This is a genomic window from Streptomyces sp. NPDC046122 (assembly GCF_056429965.1).
In genome coordinates this window covers 932,624-950,284 of sequence record NZ_JBWKLQ010000001.1, presented here as the reverse complement: position 1 = coordinate 950,284, position 17,661 = coordinate 932,624, and the positions used below count along the sequence as shown (strand labels likewise).

General features: G+C 72.8%; 12 protein-coding genes. All 12 read left to right on the top strand.

Translation table 11 applies throughout. The features are described from left to right. The first annotated feature begins 53 nt into the window (after window positions 1-53). The 12 genes from AC07FK_RS04095 (at window position 54) to AC07FK_RS04040 (ending at window position 17,658) form a co-directional block, all read left to right on the top strand. The gene (locus AC07FK_RS04095) at window positions 54-1,694 is read left to right on the top strand and encodes an amino acid adenylation domain-containing protein (RefSeq protein WP_479102297.1); all 1,641 of its coding nucleotides are present in this window, start codon (window positions 54-56) and stop codon (window positions 1,692-1,694) included. Window positions 1,695-1,838: 144 nt separating this feature from the next. Then, window positions 1,839-2,828 carry a 2,3-diaminopropionate biosynthesis protein SbnA gene (sbnA, locus tag AC07FK_RS04090; RefSeq protein ID WP_479102296.1) on the top strand — a complete coding sequence of 330 codons (990 nt, stop codon included), beginning with the start codon at window positions 1,839-1,841 and terminating at the stop codon, window positions 2,826-2,828. A gap of 11 nt (window positions 2,829-2,839) precedes the next feature. Then, window positions 2,840-3,841 (top strand): 2,3-diaminopropionate biosynthesis protein SbnB, encoded by a 1,002-nt coding sequence (gene sbnB / locus AC07FK_RS04085; protein ID WP_479102295.1) that lies wholly within the window; start codon window positions 2,840-2,842, stop codon window positions 3,839-3,841. A gap of 106 nt (window positions 3,842-3,947) precedes the next feature. Beyond that, window positions 3,948-6,410, top strand: coding sequence for an amino acid adenylation domain-containing protein (locus AC07FK_RS04080; RefSeq protein ID WP_479102293.1), 2,463 nt, complete (start codon window positions 3,948-3,950; stop codon window positions 6,408-6,410). Between the two features lie 178 nt (window positions 6,411-6,588). Further along, window positions 6,589-9,813, top strand: a complete 3,225-nt coding sequence (locus AC07FK_RS04075) for a non-ribosomal peptide synthetase (RefSeq protein ID WP_479102292.1) — start codon at window positions 6,589-6,591, stop codon at window positions 9,811-9,813. A gap of 130 nt (window positions 9,814-9,943) precedes the next feature. Continuing rightward, window positions 9,944-10,699, top strand: a complete 756-nt coding sequence (locus tag AC07FK_RS04070) for an aspartyl/asparaginyl beta-hydroxylase domain-containing protein (RefSeq protein ID WP_479102291.1) — start codon at window positions 9,944-9,946, stop codon at window positions 10,697-10,699. A 65-nt stretch (window positions 10,700-10,764) separates the two neighbouring features. Beyond that, a complete protein-coding gene (locus tag AC07FK_RS04065; protein ID WP_479102289.1) occupies window positions 10,765-11,997 on the top strand; it encodes a cytochrome P450 in 1,233 nt (410 codons plus the stop codon). 47 nt (window positions 11,998-12,044) lie between these two features. Then, complete coding sequence (locus tag AC07FK_RS04060; RefSeq protein WP_479102287.1) at window positions 12,045-13,436, top strand: MFS transporter; 1,392 nt, start codon at window positions 12,045-12,047, stop codon at window positions 13,434-13,436. A 7-nt stretch (window positions 13,437-13,443) separates the two neighbouring features. Beyond that, window positions 13,444-14,433 carry an ATP-binding protein gene (locus tag AC07FK_RS04055; RefSeq protein ID WP_479102285.1) on the top strand — a complete coding sequence of 330 codons (990 nt, stop codon included), beginning with the start codon at window positions 13,444-13,446 and terminating at the stop codon, window positions 14,431-14,433. A gap of 101 nt (window positions 14,434-14,534) precedes the next feature. Next, window positions 14,535-14,756, top strand: coding sequence for an MbtH family protein (locus tag AC07FK_RS04050; protein ID WP_479102283.1), 222 nt, complete (start codon window positions 14,535-14,537; stop codon window positions 14,754-14,756). A gap of 35 nt (window positions 14,757-14,791) precedes the next feature. Continuing rightward, entirely contained in the window at window positions 14,792-15,754 is a 963-nt protein-coding gene (locus AC07FK_RS04045) for a fatty acid desaturase family protein (RefSeq protein ID WP_479102281.1), read from the top strand. Next, the gene (locus AC07FK_RS04040; RefSeq protein WP_479102279.1) at window positions 15,751-17,658 is read left to right on the top strand and encodes a non-ribosomal peptide synthetase; all 1,908 of its coding nucleotides are present in this window, start codon (window positions 15,751-15,753) and stop codon (window positions 17,656-17,658) included. The genes AC07FK_RS04045 and AC07FK_RS04040 overlap by 4 nt, the downstream gene beginning before the upstream one ends. The last annotated feature ends 3 nt before the right edge of the window (window positions 17,659-17,661 follow it).

Sequence of the window (17,661 nt, the reverse complement as noted above, 5' to 3'; positions counted from 1 at the left end):
TACTGCACGCACCCGCGCACGCGCGCACCAATGAGAATGGGCTGCTCCACCCCATGAACCGTTCCACCCTGACCGCCGCCTTCGCGGCCGCCGCCGCATCCCGGTCCGGCGCGGCCGCTGTCGAGACCGCCGACGGCAGCTGCTCGTACGCGCTGCTCGACACCTGGTCCGACGCCGTCGGCTCTCGCCTGCGCGCCGCCGGGGTACGCCGCGGCGACCGCGTCGCCCTGCGCACCGCACCCGGCGCCGGCGCGCTCGCGGCGATGCTGGGCATCCTCAAGGCGGGCGCCGCCTACGTCCCCCTCGACGTGCGCAACCCGCCCTCCCGCAACGCCTTCGTCCTCACCGACAGCGGGGCCCGCGCCTTCGTCGGCGACCCGGAGGGCTGCCCCGTCGCCGGGCTGCACGTCCTCGGCGACGCCGAACTCGCCGCCCTCGCCGGGACGCACCCCACCGGCGCCCCGTCCACGGACGAAGCACCCCGGCCGGCGGACACCGCGTACGTGATCTACACCTCCGGCACCACCGGCCGGCCCAAGGGCGTACCCGTCAGACACGAGAGTGTGGCCGCCCTCCTCGACGCCGCCGCCGGACTCTTCACCTTCACGGCCGACGACCGCTGGCTGCTGTTCCACTCCCTCGGCTTCGACTTCTCCGTCTGGGAGATCTGGGGCGCCCTCACCACGGGCGCCACGGTGGTGGTGATGCCGCCCGGCGCCGCGCGCTCCCCGTACGCCACCCTGCGTGTGGTCGCCGAACGGGGTGTCACCGTCCTCAACCAGACCCCCACGGCCTTCGCCGGCTTCGCCGGCGCGGCCCTGGAGAAGGGCACCCCGCTGCCCGCCCTGCGCCACATCGTGTTCGGCGGCGAGAAGCTCAACCCCCGTACGCTGCGCGCCTGGGCGGACCGGTACGGCACGACCGGCCCCCGCCTGGTCAACATGTACGGCATCACCGAGACCACCGTGCACGCCACCTTCCACGTCCTCACCGAGGCCGACCTCGCGGGCGCCGAGTCCCCCATAGGCCGGCCGCTGCCCTCCTTCACCACCGCCGTGGTCACCGACGACGGCAGGGACGCCCCCGACGGGCAGGAGGGCGAACTGTGGCTGGCCGGCCCGCAGGTCACCGCCGGCTATCTGGACCGCCCGGAACTCGACGCCGAACGGTTCGCCCTGCGCCCCGCCCCCGGATCGGCCCCCGGCGGCCCCCTCCTGCGGCACTACCGCTCCGGCGACCTCGTGGTACGACGCCCGGACGGTGTCCTCATCTACCGGGGCCGGGCCGACCTCCAGGTGAAACTGCGCGGCCATCGCGTCGAGCTGGGCGACATCGAGTCCGCCGTCCGCTCCCATCCGGCCGTCCGTGACGCCGTCGTATGGCCCCGCGCCTACCGCCCCGGTGACGAACGGCTCGTCTGCGCCTGGACCACCGACCGCGCCCACCAGCCCCCGACGGCCGCACAGCTGCGCGAGCACGTCGCCGACCGGCTCCCCTCGTACATGCATCCCGCCGCGTACCGACCACTGCACGAACTGCCGCTCACCGTCAACGGCAAGACCGACCGGGCAGCCGTCGCCGCGGCCTGGGAGAGTGCCCCGCGAGTCACCGGCCCCGTTACGCCCGTCCCCGTGGCACCGGCGCGGGACGGGGCTGCCCCGGTGACGGTCCTCCAGCAGGGCTGGTTCGGCTGAGCCGGCGGCGGACGGCCGGGCCCGAAACACCGGGCGGGGCAACTGCCGCCGTTGTGCCCGCCATTGTGCCCGCGCCGTCCGCACGCCCGCTCGTAGCGTGAACACGGCGGGCAATACGCCGCACCGCGCACCCCTGGAGGGGCATTGATAGCCACGCGAACGTACGACCTGATAGCCGGCGACCGCTTCCTGGAACTCGACGGATTTGAAACGGACTTCTCGACCAGTGTGAAACTGGAAGGCCTCAACCCGGCCGGGTCGATCAAATTGAAGGCCGCCCGAGAAATGATCGAGCGGGCCGAGGAACAGGGCCTTGTCGGCGGTCGCCGCCTCATCGAATCCACGTCCGGAAACCTCGGGGTGGCGCTCGCGTCGATCTGCGCGGCCAAGGGCTATCCCATCACCCTGGTCACCGACCCCAACGCCAACGCCCGGACCGTACGGTTCATCCGGGCGCTCGGCGCCCAGGTCGTGACCGTCACCAATCGCGACAGCGCGGGCGGATACCTGCGCACCCGCATCGCCTACATCCAGCGGCGGCTCGCGGCCGACCCCGGGCTGGTCTGGCTCAACCAGTACGCCAACCCGGCCAACGCCGCCGCGCACAGCCGCCACACCGTCACCGAGATCCTCGACGGATTCGGCGTTCCGGACTGGCTGTTCGTCGGCACCGGAACCTCCGGAACGCTGATGGGCTGCGTCCGCAGGCTCCGCGAACTGGGGTTGCCCACCCAGGTCGTGGCCGTGGACGCGGTGGGCTCGGTCACCTTCGGAGACCTGCCGGGACCGCGCTGGATCCCGGGCATCGGCGCCAGCCGGGTGCCGGAGATCTTCCACGACGACGGCAGCTTCCAGAAGGTGCTGGTGGACGAGGTGGACACCGTCCGGATGTGCCGCCGCATCGCACGCGAGCACGGCCTGCTGCTCGGCGGCTCCTCGGGCAGCGCCCTGGCCGCCGTCCACGCACTGCGGGACCGGATCCCCTCCGGCGCCCGGGTCCTGACCCTCTCCCCGGACATGGGCGAGGGCTACCTCGACACCGTCTACAGCGACGAATGGGTGACCGGCCGGTTCGGCCCGGGGGCCCTCGACACACCGTCCGAAGCGGTCGCCGACCAACTGCTGCCCCTCTGAGAGGAAACACTGTGCCACTCGAATTCTCCGTACTCGGAGGCCGGGACATCGTCAGTCTGCTCGAAGGCAGCGAGAAGGACGTCGTCGAAAGGGTGCGCGAGGCGTACTTGACACACGAGTCCGGTGCCACCGTCAACCCGGACAGCTATTTCCTCCGCTTCCCCGACAAGCCCGATTCCCGCATCATCGCCCTGCCCGCATATCTCGGCGGAGACGACGACGTCGCCGGCATCAAGTGGATCGCCAGCTTTCCGCAGAACACCGCGGCCGGAATCCCGCGTGCCTCCGCCGTGCTGGTCCTCAACGACTACGCCACCGGATACCCCTTCGCGCTGCTGGAAGCGGCCGGGATTAGCGCCGCCCGCACCGCGGCCTCGGCGGCCCTGGCGGCCACCGTGCTGGCGACCCGCCCGCCGGCCACCGTCGGCGTCCTCGGCGGTGGCGTCATCGCCCGCACGATCTGCCGCTACCTCCACCGCACCGGCACCCCGCTCACCGAGGTCCGCTGCCACGACCTGGACGACTCGTCCGCGTCCGCCCTGAGCGGCCACCTCGCGGACTCCTACGGCGCCGAGGCCCGGCCCGCCACCGCCGCCGAGGCCCTGGACTGCGACCTCGTCGTCCTCGCCACCACCGCGCTGCGCCCGCACGTCGCCGCCGACCGGACGTTCCGCCCCGACCAGCTGATCCTCAACGTCTCCCTGCGCGACCTCGCCCCCGAGATCCTGCTCGGCGCGAACAACGTCTTCGACGACGTCGAGCACTGCATGAAGGCGGACACCTCGCCCCACCTGGCCGAACAGCTCACGGGAGGGCGGGAGTTCGTGACCGGGACCCTCGCGCAGGTGATCGACGGCCGGGTGCGCCCCGCAGCGGACCGCCCCACGGTCTTCTCCCCGTTCGGCCTGGGCGTCCTCGACCTGGCCGTCGGCCACTACCTCTACCAGCGGGCCCGCGCGGAGGGGCGGCTGCTGTCCGTCCCGGACTTCTTCGGCGAGACCCGCCGCTGGTGAGCGGCGCCAACTACCGGTGAAGTGCCCGGCCTTGTGCCGCTCCCGCCCCGCACCCCCGACCTAACGTCGGAACCACACCCACAGGAATCGATCGGGACTGATGACCATGGCTGCTGCAGATGTGACGCCGTCCGGAGCGGACGGCACGCCGTCCGGGTTCCCCGTCGCCGGCTCGTGTCCACTGACCGGGGACTGCTCGACGGTACGCCGCTCCCTGCCCCTGCCGGCCGCCCTCTCCGAGGCCGTGGCCGGCCGGACCGCCGAGCACCTGCTCGCCGCCGCCCTGCTGCTGGGCCGCAAGTACGCCGACGCCACCGGTTTCCGGGCCGGCATCCGCCGCGCGGGCCGGCCGGACCGCGTCGCCGCGCTGGAGATGCCCTCCGGCCGCACCGCCGGCGAGCACCTGGCCGAAGTCGTCGGGTACCTCGCGGACGAGGCGGGCACCGGCGGGACGCCCCCGGCCGCCGAGCCGGACGAGGTCCGGCCGATGCTGGTCTGCGCCCTCGACGACGGCGGGGCCGACGCGGGGGAGCGGCCGGGCGGGCCGGACGCCCTCACGGTGTCCGCCGAGCACACCGCCGACGGTGTCGTCCTGCACGCCGCGACCCACGGCCACCTGCTCGACGGCCGGGCCGCCGAGGCGGCCCTCGGCCACCTCGCGCAGCTCTTGGAGGGGCTGACCCGTACGCCTGCGGCGTCGATCGGCTCCCTGCCGCTCGTCACCCCGGCCGAGCGGGCCCGGCTGCACGCCCTGCGGGGCGTGCGCACCGATTACCCGCGCGAGTCCTCCGTGTACGAGCTGTTCGCGGCCCAGGCCGCCGAACGCCCCGACCACCCGGCTGTCGTCCACGACGGCGGAACCACCCTCACCTACCGAGAGCTGTCCGAGCGCGCCGAGGCGCTCGCGGCCGTCCTGCACGCCCGCGGCGCCGGCCGCGGCAGCCGCGTCGCGCTCCTGCTGGAGAAGACGGACCGGCTGATGGTCGCCGTCCTCGCGTGCGTGCGCGTCGGCGCCGCCTACGTTCCGCTCACCCCCGGCCTGCCCGACAACCGGCGCGACTTCCTCCTTGCCGACAGCGGCGCCTGCCTGCTGCTGACGGAGGAGCCGCAGATCACCGCCGTCGTCCCGGTCCTGGACCTCACGCGCCCCCAGGAGGCGGCCGTCGGGCTGCCCGAGTCCCCGGCCGGCCCGCTCGACACCGCTTACGTCATGTACACCTCCGGCACCACCGGCACGCCGAAGGGCGTCCTGGTCAACCACCGGGCCGTTGTCCGGCTCGTCACCGGTACCGACTACGCCGACCTGAATGCCGACACCGTGGTCCTGCAGACCGGGGCCGTCGCCTTCGACGCCACCACCTTCGAGTTCTGGGGCGCCCTGCTCAACGGCGGCACCCTGGTCCTCGTACCGTCCTGGACGGTGCTGGAGGCCGCCGAACTCCGTGCCGCCGTCGACCGCCACGGCGTCAACACCCTCTGGCTCACGGCCGCGCTATTCAACCAGCTCGTCGACCAGGACGCGGGCCTGCTCGCCGGCTGCCAGGTGCTCGTCGGCGGCGAGGCGCTGTCGCCGCGGCACATCGCCGCCGCCCTGGCCGCCGCCCCCACCGCCACGTACATCAACGGCTACGGGCCGACCGAGAACACCACCTTCTCCCTCACCCACCGCATCACGCGCCCCTACCCCGACCGGATCCCCATCGGCACCCCCCTCGCGAACTCCACCGCCTACGTGCTGGACCGCGACGGCAATCCGCAGCCCATCGGCGTCGCCGGGGAACTGCACGTGGGCGGCGACGGCCTCAGCGACGGCTACCTCGGCCGGCCCGAACTCGACGCCCGGGCCTTCACCACGGGCGGCACCGGCGCCCCCGAGCGGCTCTACCGCACCGGCGACATCGCCCGCTGGACGGAGGACGGGGTGATCGAGTACCTGGGACGGGCCGACAACCAGGTGAAGATCCGCGGTTACCGGGTCGAACTCGGCGAGATCGAGAGCCGGCTCACCGCCCTCCCCGGCGTCCGTGAGGCCGTCGTCCTGCTGCGGCCGCGCCCCGAGGGCGCACCCGTCCTGTGCACCTACGTCACCGCTGACTCCCGGCTCGACCTCGGGGCCCTGCACGCGGCCCTGTCCCGCGAGCTGCCCGAGCACATGGTCCCGAGCGGGTTCTGGCAGGTGGACGCGATCCCGCTGACCCGCAACCACAAGGCGGACCGCGCAGCACTGGCCGCCCTGCAGCCCGCCGAGGGCGGCCCGGCCCACCCGACCGCCGGGGCCGCTCCCGCGACCGGGTACGCCGACCCGTTCGAAGCGGCGGTCGCGGGCGTCTTCGCCGAGGTCCTGGACGTCCCCGAGGTCGCCCCGCAGGACGACTTCTACGCCCTCGGAGGCCACTCGCTGCTCGCCATCCGGGTGTGGAGTCGTATCCGCGCCGACCTGGGTGTGGACTTCGAACTCCGGCAGGTGCTCGACACCCCGACCGTCGCCGGGCTCGCCGCGAGCCTGCGCCGCGCGGCCTCGTCCGAACCGGCGGCGGCGCGCCCCCGCCTGATCCGCCGCTCCGCCTGACCGGCGCCCCGGCCGCCGGCCCCCGGTGGGAGGCGCGCGACCCGTACCACCGGCACCCCCTTGAACGACCGGTACCACCCGAACGACCCGTACCCAGCGACTGCAGCGCACGCAGCGCACCGCGCACGTCAGCACGCCGAGCCTTTCGGCGGCTCAGAGGATTCCGAGGTTCCCGGCAATGAGCAATGATCTTCTTTCCACAGGGGTGAGTGTGTTCCCGCTGTCGTTCGCCCAGCAGCGGCTGTGGTTCTTCAACCGGCTGGAGGGCCCCAGCGCCACGTACAACGTGCCGATCGTCGCCCGGATCGGCGGAGACCTGGACGTTCGCGCACTCCGCGCCGCCCTCGTCGACGTCGTCGAGCGCCACGAGGTCCTGCGCACCGTGTTCGTCGAACGGGACGGCGAACCGTTCCAGCGGGTCCTGCCCACCGCCGAGGTGCCGCTGCCCCTCGAGGTCACCGAGACGGCCGCCGACCGCCTGGACGCCGCCCTGCGCCGCGAGGCCGAGCTGCCCTTCGATCTGGACGCGGGCCCCAGCATCCGTGCCACCCTCTTCCGTACCGCCCCCGACCAGCACGTACTCGCCCTCGTCCTGCACCACGTCGTCTGCGACGGCTGGTCGGTCGACCCGCTGCTGCGCGACCTCGGCACTGCCTACGACGCCCGCGCCGAAGGCCGCGCGCCGGCCTGGGAGCCGCTGCCGGTCCAGTACACCGACTACACCCTCTGGCAGCGCGAACTCCTCGGCGCCGCCGCCGACCCCGACAGCCTGGCCGGCCGCCAGCTCGCCTACTGGCGCGAGACCCTGGCCGACCTGCCGGAGGAACTCGCTCTCCCGTTCGACCGTCCTCGTCCGCAGGTGGGCACCTTCCGCGGCCGGAAGACGGACTTCAGCCTCTCTCCCCAGGTGCACGCCGCCCTTCTGGAGACCGCCCGGCAGACCCGCACCACTCTCTTCATGGTCGTCCAGGCCGCCGTCGCCGCCCTGTTGACCCGCCTCGGCGCCGGCACCGACATTCCTCTCGGCGTCTCCATCGCCGGCCGCACCGACCAGGCGCTCGACGACCTCGTCGGCCTCTTCATCAACACCCAGGTGCTGCGTACCGACACGTCAGGCGACCCCTCTTTCCGCGAGCTCGTCGAGCGGGTCCGCGAGACCAGCCTCGACGCCTACTCCCGCCAGGATCTGCCGTTCGACCGTCTCGTGGAGGAGCTCAACCCGGTGCGCCACCGGGCCCGCCACCCGCTGTTCCAGGTCGGCCTCGAACTGCACAGCGGGGGACGCGAGATGCGGCTGGGCGACCTGGTCACCAGCGTCGAGTTCATGAAGATGTCGGTGGCCAAGTTCGACCTCTCCGTCGTCCTGCGCGACCGCACCGCCGCGGATGGGACCCCGCTCGGTATCGACGGCACCCTGGAGTACGCCGCCGACCTCTTCGACGCCGACACCGCGGCCGCCCTCACCGAGCGCCTGGTGCGGTTCCTGGAGGCCGCCGTCGCCCGACCGGACGCCCCGATCGGCGCCGCCGACATCGTCACCCCCGCCGAGCGGGTGCGGCTCGCCGAGTGGAACTCCACCGCCCGTGAACTCCCCGCGGGCACCATCGGCGACCTGTTCGCCCGGCGCGCCGCGCTCACCCCGGACGCGACGGCTCTCGTGGCCGGCGCCACCGAGCTCTCGTACGCCGAACTCAACGCCCGCGTCAACCGCCTCGCCCACCACCTCATCGACCTGGGCGTCGCCGCCGACTCGGTCGTCGCCGTCGCCATGCCGCGCACCGCGGACGCGGTCGTCGCCTGGCTGGCGGTCGCCAAGTCCGGCGGCGTCTACACCCCGATCGACCCGCAGAACCCGGCCGAGCGGATCCGCCAAGTGCTCACCGACGCCCGCCCGGCCGTCCTCGTCACCACCGAGGGGATCGCCGCCGGCCTCGGCCCCGACACCGAGCTGCCCCCGCTGGTCACCGATCACCACCAGGCCGCGAGCCCCGAGCACGACGTGACCGACGCCTGCCGGCCGGTCGCGCTGCTGCCCGACCACGCGGCCTACATCATCTACACCTCCGGCTCCACCGGTCTGCCCAAGGGCGTCACCGTTCTGCACCGCGCCCTGACCAATCTGTGGACGTACCACGCCGACATCACGTTCCCGCCGCCGGCCGCCCCCGCCGACCGGGTGCGGGTGGCCCTGTCCGCCTCCCTGGCCTTCGACACCTCCTGGGAAGGCGTCCTGGCCATGGTCGCCGGCCACGAGCTGCACCTCCTGGACGAGCTGACGCGCCGCGACCCGCGCCTGCTCGTGGACTACGTCACCAGCCGCGGCATCGGCCAGCTCGACGTCACGCCGAGCTTCGCCGCCCAACTCCTCGCCGAAGGCGTCCTGGACGGCGACCGGGCCCCGCGCACCCTCATGCTGGGCGGCGAAGCCGTCAGCGAGACCCTCTGGAACGACCTGCGCAAGGCCCCCCACACCACCGTCTACAACTACTACGGGCCCAGCGAGTTCTGCGTCGAGGCCTCGGGCTGCGCCCTGCCCGAGTACCCGGCGGCCACCATCGGTCGACCCGTGTACAACAGCGCTGTCCACATCCTCGACGAGCACCTCCACCCCGTGCCTCCGGGCGTGCTGGGCGAGATCTACCTGGCGGGCGCCAACCTCGGCCGCGGCTACCTGGGCCGGGCCGCCCAGACCGCAGGCCGGTTCGTGGCCAACCCCTTCGGCGAGCCGGGGGAGAGGATGTACCGCAGCGGCGACCTGGGCCGCTGGACCTCGGACGGTTACCTGATCTTCGCCGGCCGCTCCGACGACCAGGTCAAACTGCGGGGTATCCGTATCGAGCTCGGTGAGATCCAGACCGCTGTCGCCTCGTACGCCGACGTGGCCGACGCGGCGGTCGTCGTCCGCGAGGACACCCCCGGAGACAAGCGGCTGGTCGCCTACCTGGTGCCGGGCAAGGGCGCCACCGTCGATGTGACCGAACTCCGGTCGGCCCTCGGCACGCGGCTGCCCGAGTACATGATCCCGTCCGCGTTCGTGCTGCTGGACGAACTGCCGCTGACCCGCAACGCCAAGCTGGACCGCCGGGCGCTGCCGGTGCCGGACTACGGCTCCCGCTCCGGCGGCCGGGCCCCGGAGACCGAGCGCGAGAAGCAGGTCGCCGCGCTCTTCGCGGAGATACTCAAGGTCGACTCGGTGTCGCTGGACGACAACTTCTTCGAACTCGGCGGGCATTCGCTCCTGGCCACCCGGCTGGTGAACCGCATCCGCAGCGTCATGGGCGTCGAGGTCAACCTGATGAAGCTGTTCGGCAGCCCCACCGTGGCCGGCGTCGTCGGCAGCCTCGGCGACGACGCGCCGGCCGCCGCCGCGGCCCGCCCGCAGCTGGTACGTCGCGGCGTCTGAGCCCCGGCCGTTCCCGAGCCCCCGCGGTCCGTCCAGGACCGGTCCCAGCCCGTACCGAACTCCCCGGGGGTGCCGCGCACCGCCACTCGCCGCGTCACCCCCGGACCCCCGCCCCAGGAGAGCTCACGCCATGACCCCCGAGATCGACGACTGCTTCGCCCGGCTGAAGGCCGAGCACGGCGCCGATTCCCTCGCCCGCGTCGAGGAGATGCTGGAACCCAAGCGCCGCAGCGACCAGCGCCACCCGCTCCAGCAGGCCGCCAAGTGGGTGCTCCCCGGCATCCCGCAGGTTGCCTGGCACGACCCGTACGCCTATCCCGAACTGCTGCCCCTGGTCACGTCACTGGAGGCCAACCACGCGCAGATCAAGGCCGAGCAGGAGCTCGCCTGGGAGCAGCGCCGGGCCGAGTTCTCGGACTACGAGCACTACCTGGTCCGCCAGCGCGACTGGCAGGCCCTGTACCTCTACCGGGACGGCGCCCTCAACGGCGAGGCCCAGGCCCTGGCCCCCACCGCGTACAAGGTGCTCGGGGAGCACGCCGTCGACACCGGCGTGATCTGCCCGCTCCTGGAGTCCCACTTCTCCACCCTGCTGCCGGGCGCCGCGATCAAGCCGCACTGCGACCTGTGGAACTTCAGCATCAACCTCCACCTGGCCATCGACATCCCCGAGGGCGCCGCGATCCGTGTCGCCGAGGAGACGCGGCAGTGGGAGGAGGGCAAGTGCCTGCTCTTCGACTACTCCTTCGAGCACGAGGCATGGAACGGCGGCGACCGCGCCCGGACCTGTCTGCTGGCCGACCTGTGGCACCCGGACACCACCCTGCCGGAGCGGGCCGCGCTCACCACGCTGATGAACGAGATCCAGAAGATGATGGCCGGCTGACCCGTCCCGCCGCCCCGCCCGTTCCCGCCCCGCGCTCCCGCCGCGCCCAGCCCGAAGAGGTCACGTTGCCCGCCGCCACCGCCGTCAAGAGCGCTCTCGACCACATCGATCTCGCCGACCCGCAGGTCTTCACCGACCCCGGCCACCACCGGGTCTTCCGCTACCTGCGCGACCACGCCCCGCTGCACTGGAACCCCGAGGGCACCGAACCGGGCTTCTGGTCGGTCACCCGCTACCAGGACTGCCTCGCCGTCCAGAAGGACGGAGCCACGTTCAGCTCGGCCGGCACCAACACCCTCGGAGCCCAGCGCTGGACCGGCGACGAGGGCTCGGGCCGCATGCTCACCCACGTGGACGGCCCCCGGCACACCGAGCTCCGCCAGCTGGTGAACCGCTCCTTCACGCCACGGGCCATCGGCCGCCTCGAGCCCTACATCCGCTCGGTCGTCACGGAGTCCCTCGACGAGGCCCTCCAGCAGGGCGAGGTCGACTTCGTCGACACGGTCGCCCTCCTGCCCGTCGCCTCCATCGCCGCACTCCTCGGCGTGCCCAAGGAGGACTGGACCCTGCTGCTGAGCCTGACCACCGCCGCCTTCGGCTCCGCCGACCAGGACCTCCAGCTCTCCCCGAGCGCCCGCGCCGCCGCCGCGGCCGCCCACGCGCAACTCCTGCTCTACTGCCAGGACCTGATGGACCAGCGGCGGATGGCGCCCCGGGACGACATCGTGACCCGCCTCGTCGAGGCCCAGCGCACCGGCAAGCTCACCGAAGAGGACGCGATGCTCTTCTTCGACCTGCTCCTCCTCGGCGGCAACGAGACCACCCGGCACGGCGCCGTCGGCGCCCTCCTCGCCCTCATGGACCACCCCGGCCAGTGGGCCGTGCTGCGTGCCGACCGCGGCCTGCTCACCCCGGCCGTCGGCGAAGTTCTCCGCCACGTCTCGCCGAGCAAGCACGTACTGCGCCGCGCCGAGCGGGACGTGGAACTCCACGGGCAGACCATCAAGGCCGGCCAGGACGTCGCCATCTGGCACTTCTCCGCCAACCGCGACCACCGGGCCTTTCCCGACCCCGACCTCTTCGACGTCGCCCGTACCAGCGATGTCCCGCACCTCGCGCTCGGCTCCGGACCGCACTACTGCATCGGCGCCGCCCTCGCCTCGCTGGAGCTGCGGCTCTTCCTCGACGAACTGTGCAACCGCGTCGGCTCCGCCGAGCTGTTGGACGAGCCGGTCCGCCTCGCCTCCACTGTCATCAGCGGCTTCAAGCAGGCTCGCGTCCGTCTCCTGCCCGCCTGAACGACCGCCCCCTCGTACCTCGCCTCCCAGAACAGGTGACCCCACCGATGCAAGAGACCACCCTGGCCCCGCAACCCGGCACGACGGCCGCGGACACCGAGGCGGCCGCGCCCCCCGTCCCGCCCGCGGGCCCCGCCCCGGCAGCCCTCGCGGGCCAGGACGGCCCCGCGGCAGGCGCTCAGGACCGTCCCTCCCTGTGGAGCAGCCGCAACTTCCTGCTGCTGTGGACCGGCCAGACCGTCGGTGAACTGGGGGCGCAGATCTCCGCGGTCGCCGTCCCGCTGCTCGCCGCCACCGTTCTCCGGGCGAGCGTCTTCGAGATCTCGCTGCTCACCTTCCTCGCCTGGCTGCCCTACCTGCTGTTCTCGCTGCCGGCCGGAGTGATCGCGGACCGGGTCGACCAGCGCCGGCTGATGATCTGGTGCGACCTGGGGCGGATGGTCCTGATGGGCTCGCTGCCGGTGGTCGCCGTGCTCTCCGACCTCACGCTGTGGCACCTGTACACGGTGGTCGGTCTGACCGGCGTGCTGACCGTCCTGTTCAACGTCGCCTACAAGGCGAAACTGCCCCGCATGGTCGAGGCGCACCAGCTCGTCGACGGCAACGCCAAGCTCTCCATGAGCAAGGACTTCGCCGAACTCATCGGCCCCACCCTCAGCGGCGTACTCATCGGACTCGTCGGCGCCACCCGCACCTTCCTGGGCAACGGCCTCGCCTTCCTGATCAGTGCCGTCACCCTGCTCCTCATCAAGGAGCCGCCCGTCACCGGCCCGGTGGAGGAGAAGGAGACCGACCGGGCTCCGCTGCGCGCCCAGATGACCGAGGGTCTCGCCTTCATCCGCGAGCAGCCCATCCTGCGCAAGATCCTCGCCTGCACCACCACCTCCAACTTCTTCGTCATGGCGGCCGGTTCCATCGAAGTGACCTTCATGGTCCGCGAACTCCATGCACCGTCCTGGATGGTCGGCCTGGTGTTCAGCGTCAGCGCGATCGGCGGCCTGGTCGTGGGCGCTCTCACCCAGCGCATCTCGCAGCGTGTGGGCACCGCCCGGATCATCTGGCTCTCCATGGCCGTCCCCGGCCCGCTGTACCTGCTGATGCCGCTGGCCCAGCCCGGCTGGGGCGTGCTCCTCTACGGCCTCGGCCTCGCCGCGTTCTCCGCCAACGCCGTGCTGTACAACGTCGCGGCCACCTCGTACCAGCAGTCCATCACCCCCACCCACCTGCTGGGCCGGGTCAACGCCTCCTTCCTGTGGATCTGCTACGGCGCCATCCCCCTCGGCGCCCTCACCGGTGGTGCGCTGGCCAGTCTGCTCGGCCTGCGTACGGCCCTGCTGATCTGCGTGCTCGGCACCTGGAGCGCGGCGCTCTTCGTCTACTTCTCGCCCCTGCGCCGCATGCGGGACATGCCGCAGACCCCGTCCCGGACCGACGGCTGATCCGGGCGTGTCCGGTGACGCCGACCACATCACCCTCTACGGCAGGGAGCGCGAGACGGCGGAGCTGTGCGCGGCCCTGACCGCAGGCGGGACGCGCACCGCGGAGGTCACCGGGTTCGCCGGCGTGGGCAAGACCGCGCTGGCCCGGTCGGTGGCCGGGCGGGTGGAGCGGGAGACGGGTCTGCCCGTGCACTGGGTCTCCGCCGGGCACCCCGCCCCGCCCGGGCGCCGGGGCGGGGACGACCCCGGCGCCCGGCCCGCCCTCGTCGTAATCGACGGCCGCCCGGCGACGGTGCCGGACACCGGGGACGGAGCGGTTCGGGCGGACAGGGGGGACACCGCCCGGCGGGCGCGTGCGGCAGAGCCCGCCGAGGCAGCCGCCGAACGCTGGCCCCGGGCCCGGATACTCGTCACCGGCCGCGCGCCCGGCCGTTTTCGCGCCGACCACCGCCTGAGTCTGGCCCCCCTCGGGCCGGCCGCCGACGGCGCTGATCCGGCATACGAGCTGCTGCTGGCGGCCGTGTGCCGGATCGACCCGTCTCTACCCGCCACCACCGCCGACGCGCCGCGCGTCGCCGAGATCGCCCGTCTCCTCGACGGCCTGCCACGGTCGTTGGAGTCCGCCGCCCACTGGTTCCCGCTCGCCCGGCCCGCCGACCTGCTGGCCGCCGCCCGCACCGATCCGCTGCTGCTGACCTCGCCCCCCTGGGCGCGGGGCGGCCGGCCCGACTGCGTCGAGGCCGCCGCCGCCGCGGTCGCCGCGCTGTCCCCGGCCCAGGAACGGCTACTGTCCTGGGCCGCCGTACGCACCGAGCCCTGGTCGGCCGCCGATGCCGAGGGTCTGGCCGTCCCCGGTGGCCGCGCGCTCTCCCGCTGGGAAGCAGGCCGAGTCGTCCGGGACCTGCTCGCCCGTGGCCTCGTCCGCCGGTCCGGTCCGTCCCGCGTCCGGCTGCTCAGCGCCGTATCGGCCGCGGTAACGGAATTCATGGAACGATAACTGCCGCAAATGTGCCCCCTCATATGCCTTACCGGTTCTGATGCTCTGAATAATCTCTGTGACGGCAGTGATTGATGGATGAGTAACAAGGAGAAACCGAGATGGTGAACCCCTTCGACAACGAGGACGGGACTTTCCTGGTGCTGGTGAACGGGGAGAACCAGCACTCGCTGTGGCCCGCCGCCCACCCCGTCCCGGCCGGTTGGAAGCAGGTTGTTTCCACTGGTACGCGCCAGAGTTGCGTCGACTACATCGAGCGGAACTGGACCGACCTGCGCCCCGAGCACCTGATCGCGCACGCCGCCGGCGCCCGCGTCGCCTGAATCCCCCGGGCGCATCCCAGAAACAGGAGTGAGAAGTGTCCGAATCGGTTGTCGACGCCCCCGTGTCGGCCCAGCTCATATTCGAGAGATCGCGTACGACCAAGCGCGACCAGACGGTATTCATTGGCAAACTGGCGCTTGTGGTGGGGTTGGGGGCGGCCGGTGTCGCGCTGGTCCTCGCCGGCCACCCGCTGACCCTCGTCGCCGGCATCTTCCTGCTCGGCGCCCTCTACACGCACATGGTGGAACTCCAGCACCAGTGCCTGCACCATTCCGCTTTCGTCAAGGGCCCGCCGCACCGCACCGCAGGTGTCCTGCTGGGCCTGCCCATGCTGGTCTCTTACAGCCACTACCGCGTCCGGCATCTCCAGCACCACCGGTTCCTCGGCACCGACCAGGACACTGAGTTCTTCGGCTTCGACACCCGCCAGCCGCTCACCGTGGGCGTGATGGCCCGGGGCATGTTCGACTACGCGCGGCTCGGCTCAGTCGCCCGTGACAGCTACCGCAGCTGGCGCGGTACCTGGGAGTACGACGCGGGCAAGATCTCCGACAGGATGCGCGCCGACGCCGTCGCCGAGCACCGGCTGATGGGCGTCGCCGTGGCGGCCGCGGCGGCCCTGTCGGTGTGCGGCTTCGGCGAGTACGTCCTGACCCTGTGGCTGCTGCCGATGCTGCTGGTGTCCACGCCCCTTCACTTCCTGGTCGAGCTGCCCGAGCACATCCGCTGCGACAACGACACCACCGACGTGCTGCGCAACACCCGCTCCATCAGCGGGAGCTGGTTCAGCACCTGGTACACCAACGGCAACAACCTGCACGTGGAGCATCACGCCGCGATGACCGTGCCGATCAACCGACTGCCCGAGCGGCACGGCGAAGTCCTCCGCCTCGCCAAGCACACTGACCGCAGCTACTGGACCTTCTACAGGGGCGTCGTGCGCGAGGTCATGGCCGGCACCCGCCGCTCCGCGCCCGCCCGTACGGAAGCCCCGTGATCACCGCCGCCGCACCCGCCGGCGCCCCGGCCGGGACACCGGTCGCCGTCCCGACGCCGGCCCGCCCCGTATCCGGCGCGGCCGGGGTCCCCGCGGGCGCCCGGCACCTCACCGACCTGGTCCACCGGCCCGGACCGGCGGAGAACGACTCCGCGCCCCCCGCCCTGCTCAGCGCGGACGGCGAGATCGGCTACGCCGAGCTGTGGCGCCGGATCGCCGCCGCCGAGGCCCTGCTCGCCACCCGCGCGGTGCGGGCCGGCGACCCGGTGGGCCTGTACTTCCACCGCTCCGCCGACTACGTCGTCGCCCTGCTCGCGACCTTCTCGCTCGGCGCCGTCGCCGTCCCCCTCGACCCGGAGTACCCGGCCGAACGGATCGACTGGATGCTCGCCTCGGCCCGTCCCGCCCTGGTGCTGCGGGGCCGGGACGCCGTACGCCACCCGGACGAGGACCTCAACCCGCACCGCTGGACGACGCTTCGGTCCTCCGCGTCCGCCGCCCCGGGGGCGACCGCGCGGCCCGAGCCCCCTGCCCGCGCCGGGCACGCCGCCGACGACGCCTGCGCGCATCCGGCGGTGATCCTGTTCACCTCCGGCTCCACCGGCCGCCCCAAGGGCGTCCGCCTGCACCACGCCGGCCTCGTGAACCGGATGCTGTGGGGCCAACGCCAGTACGCCTTCCACCCCGGCGACCGGGTCCTGCACAAGGCGTCCATCTCCTTCGACGCCTCGCTGCACGAGATCTTCGCGCCGCTCGTCGCCGGCGGCACCCTCGTCATCGCCCCGCCCGGCCTGCAGTACGACAGCCTCGGCCTGGTCCGCCTGATGCAGGAGGCCGGTGTCACCACCGCCCACTTCGTGCCCTCCCTGCTCCGCTACCTGCTCGCCGAGCCCGAACTCGCCGACTGCCTCGACCTGCGCCTGCTGTTCTGCGGGGGCGAGGCTCTGGGCATGGACCTGGTGCGGACGTTCCGTCGGACCCTCCCCGACTGCCTGCTGTTCAACCAGTACGGCCCCACCGAGGCCTCCGTCAACGTCTCCTACTGGGACGCCCGCGAGGGCCACGACGGCGCCGTCGCCCCCATCGGACGGCCCGTCGACGGCGCCGAACTCCACGTCCTGGCCCCCGACCTAACCCCTGTACCGCCGGGGGAGACGGGTGAATTGTGGGTCGGCGGCACGCCCGTCGCCCCCGGCTACCTCGACCCCGTCCTCACCGCCGAACGCTTCCTCCCCGCCCCCTGGGCCGACCCCGACGCGGGCCTCACGCTCTACCGCACCGGTGACCTGGTCCGCCTGCACCCCGCGGGGTTCCTGGAGTACCACGGCCGCACCGACGATCAGGTCAAGATCCGCGGCGTACGCGTGGAGCCCGGCGAAGTCGCTGCCGTCCTCGCCCGCCACGACCAGGTCCTCGATGTCCTCGTCCTCGCCGACCCCGACCCCGAACCGCACCTCGTCGCCTACGTGGTCCCCGCCGGACCCGACTGTGGCCTCACCGCCGACGGCCTGCGCGCCTGGGCCGCGCAGGCCCTTCCGCCGGCCCTGCGCCCCGAGCGGACGATCCTGCTGCCCGCACTGCCCCGGCTGGCCAACGGCAAGGTGGACCGCGCCGGCCTGGCCCGTTCCTCCGACCGGCCCGTGGCCACCGAGGAGACCCTCGCCGGCGCGGCCACCGGAGAGCGGCTGCGGGAGATCTGGCGCCGCACCCTCGGCGTCGCCGCCGTACGGGACGAGGACGACTTCCTGGCCCTCGGCGGCCACTCCCTCCTCGCCCTGCGCATCACCACGCGGGTACGCGAGGCCACCGGGCTGGAACTGCCGCCCAGCAGCCTGCTGCGCGCCCCCGACTTCGCCGGCTGGCTCCGCGCGGCCGGCCTGGAACCCCACTCGCCGGAGTTGTGACCC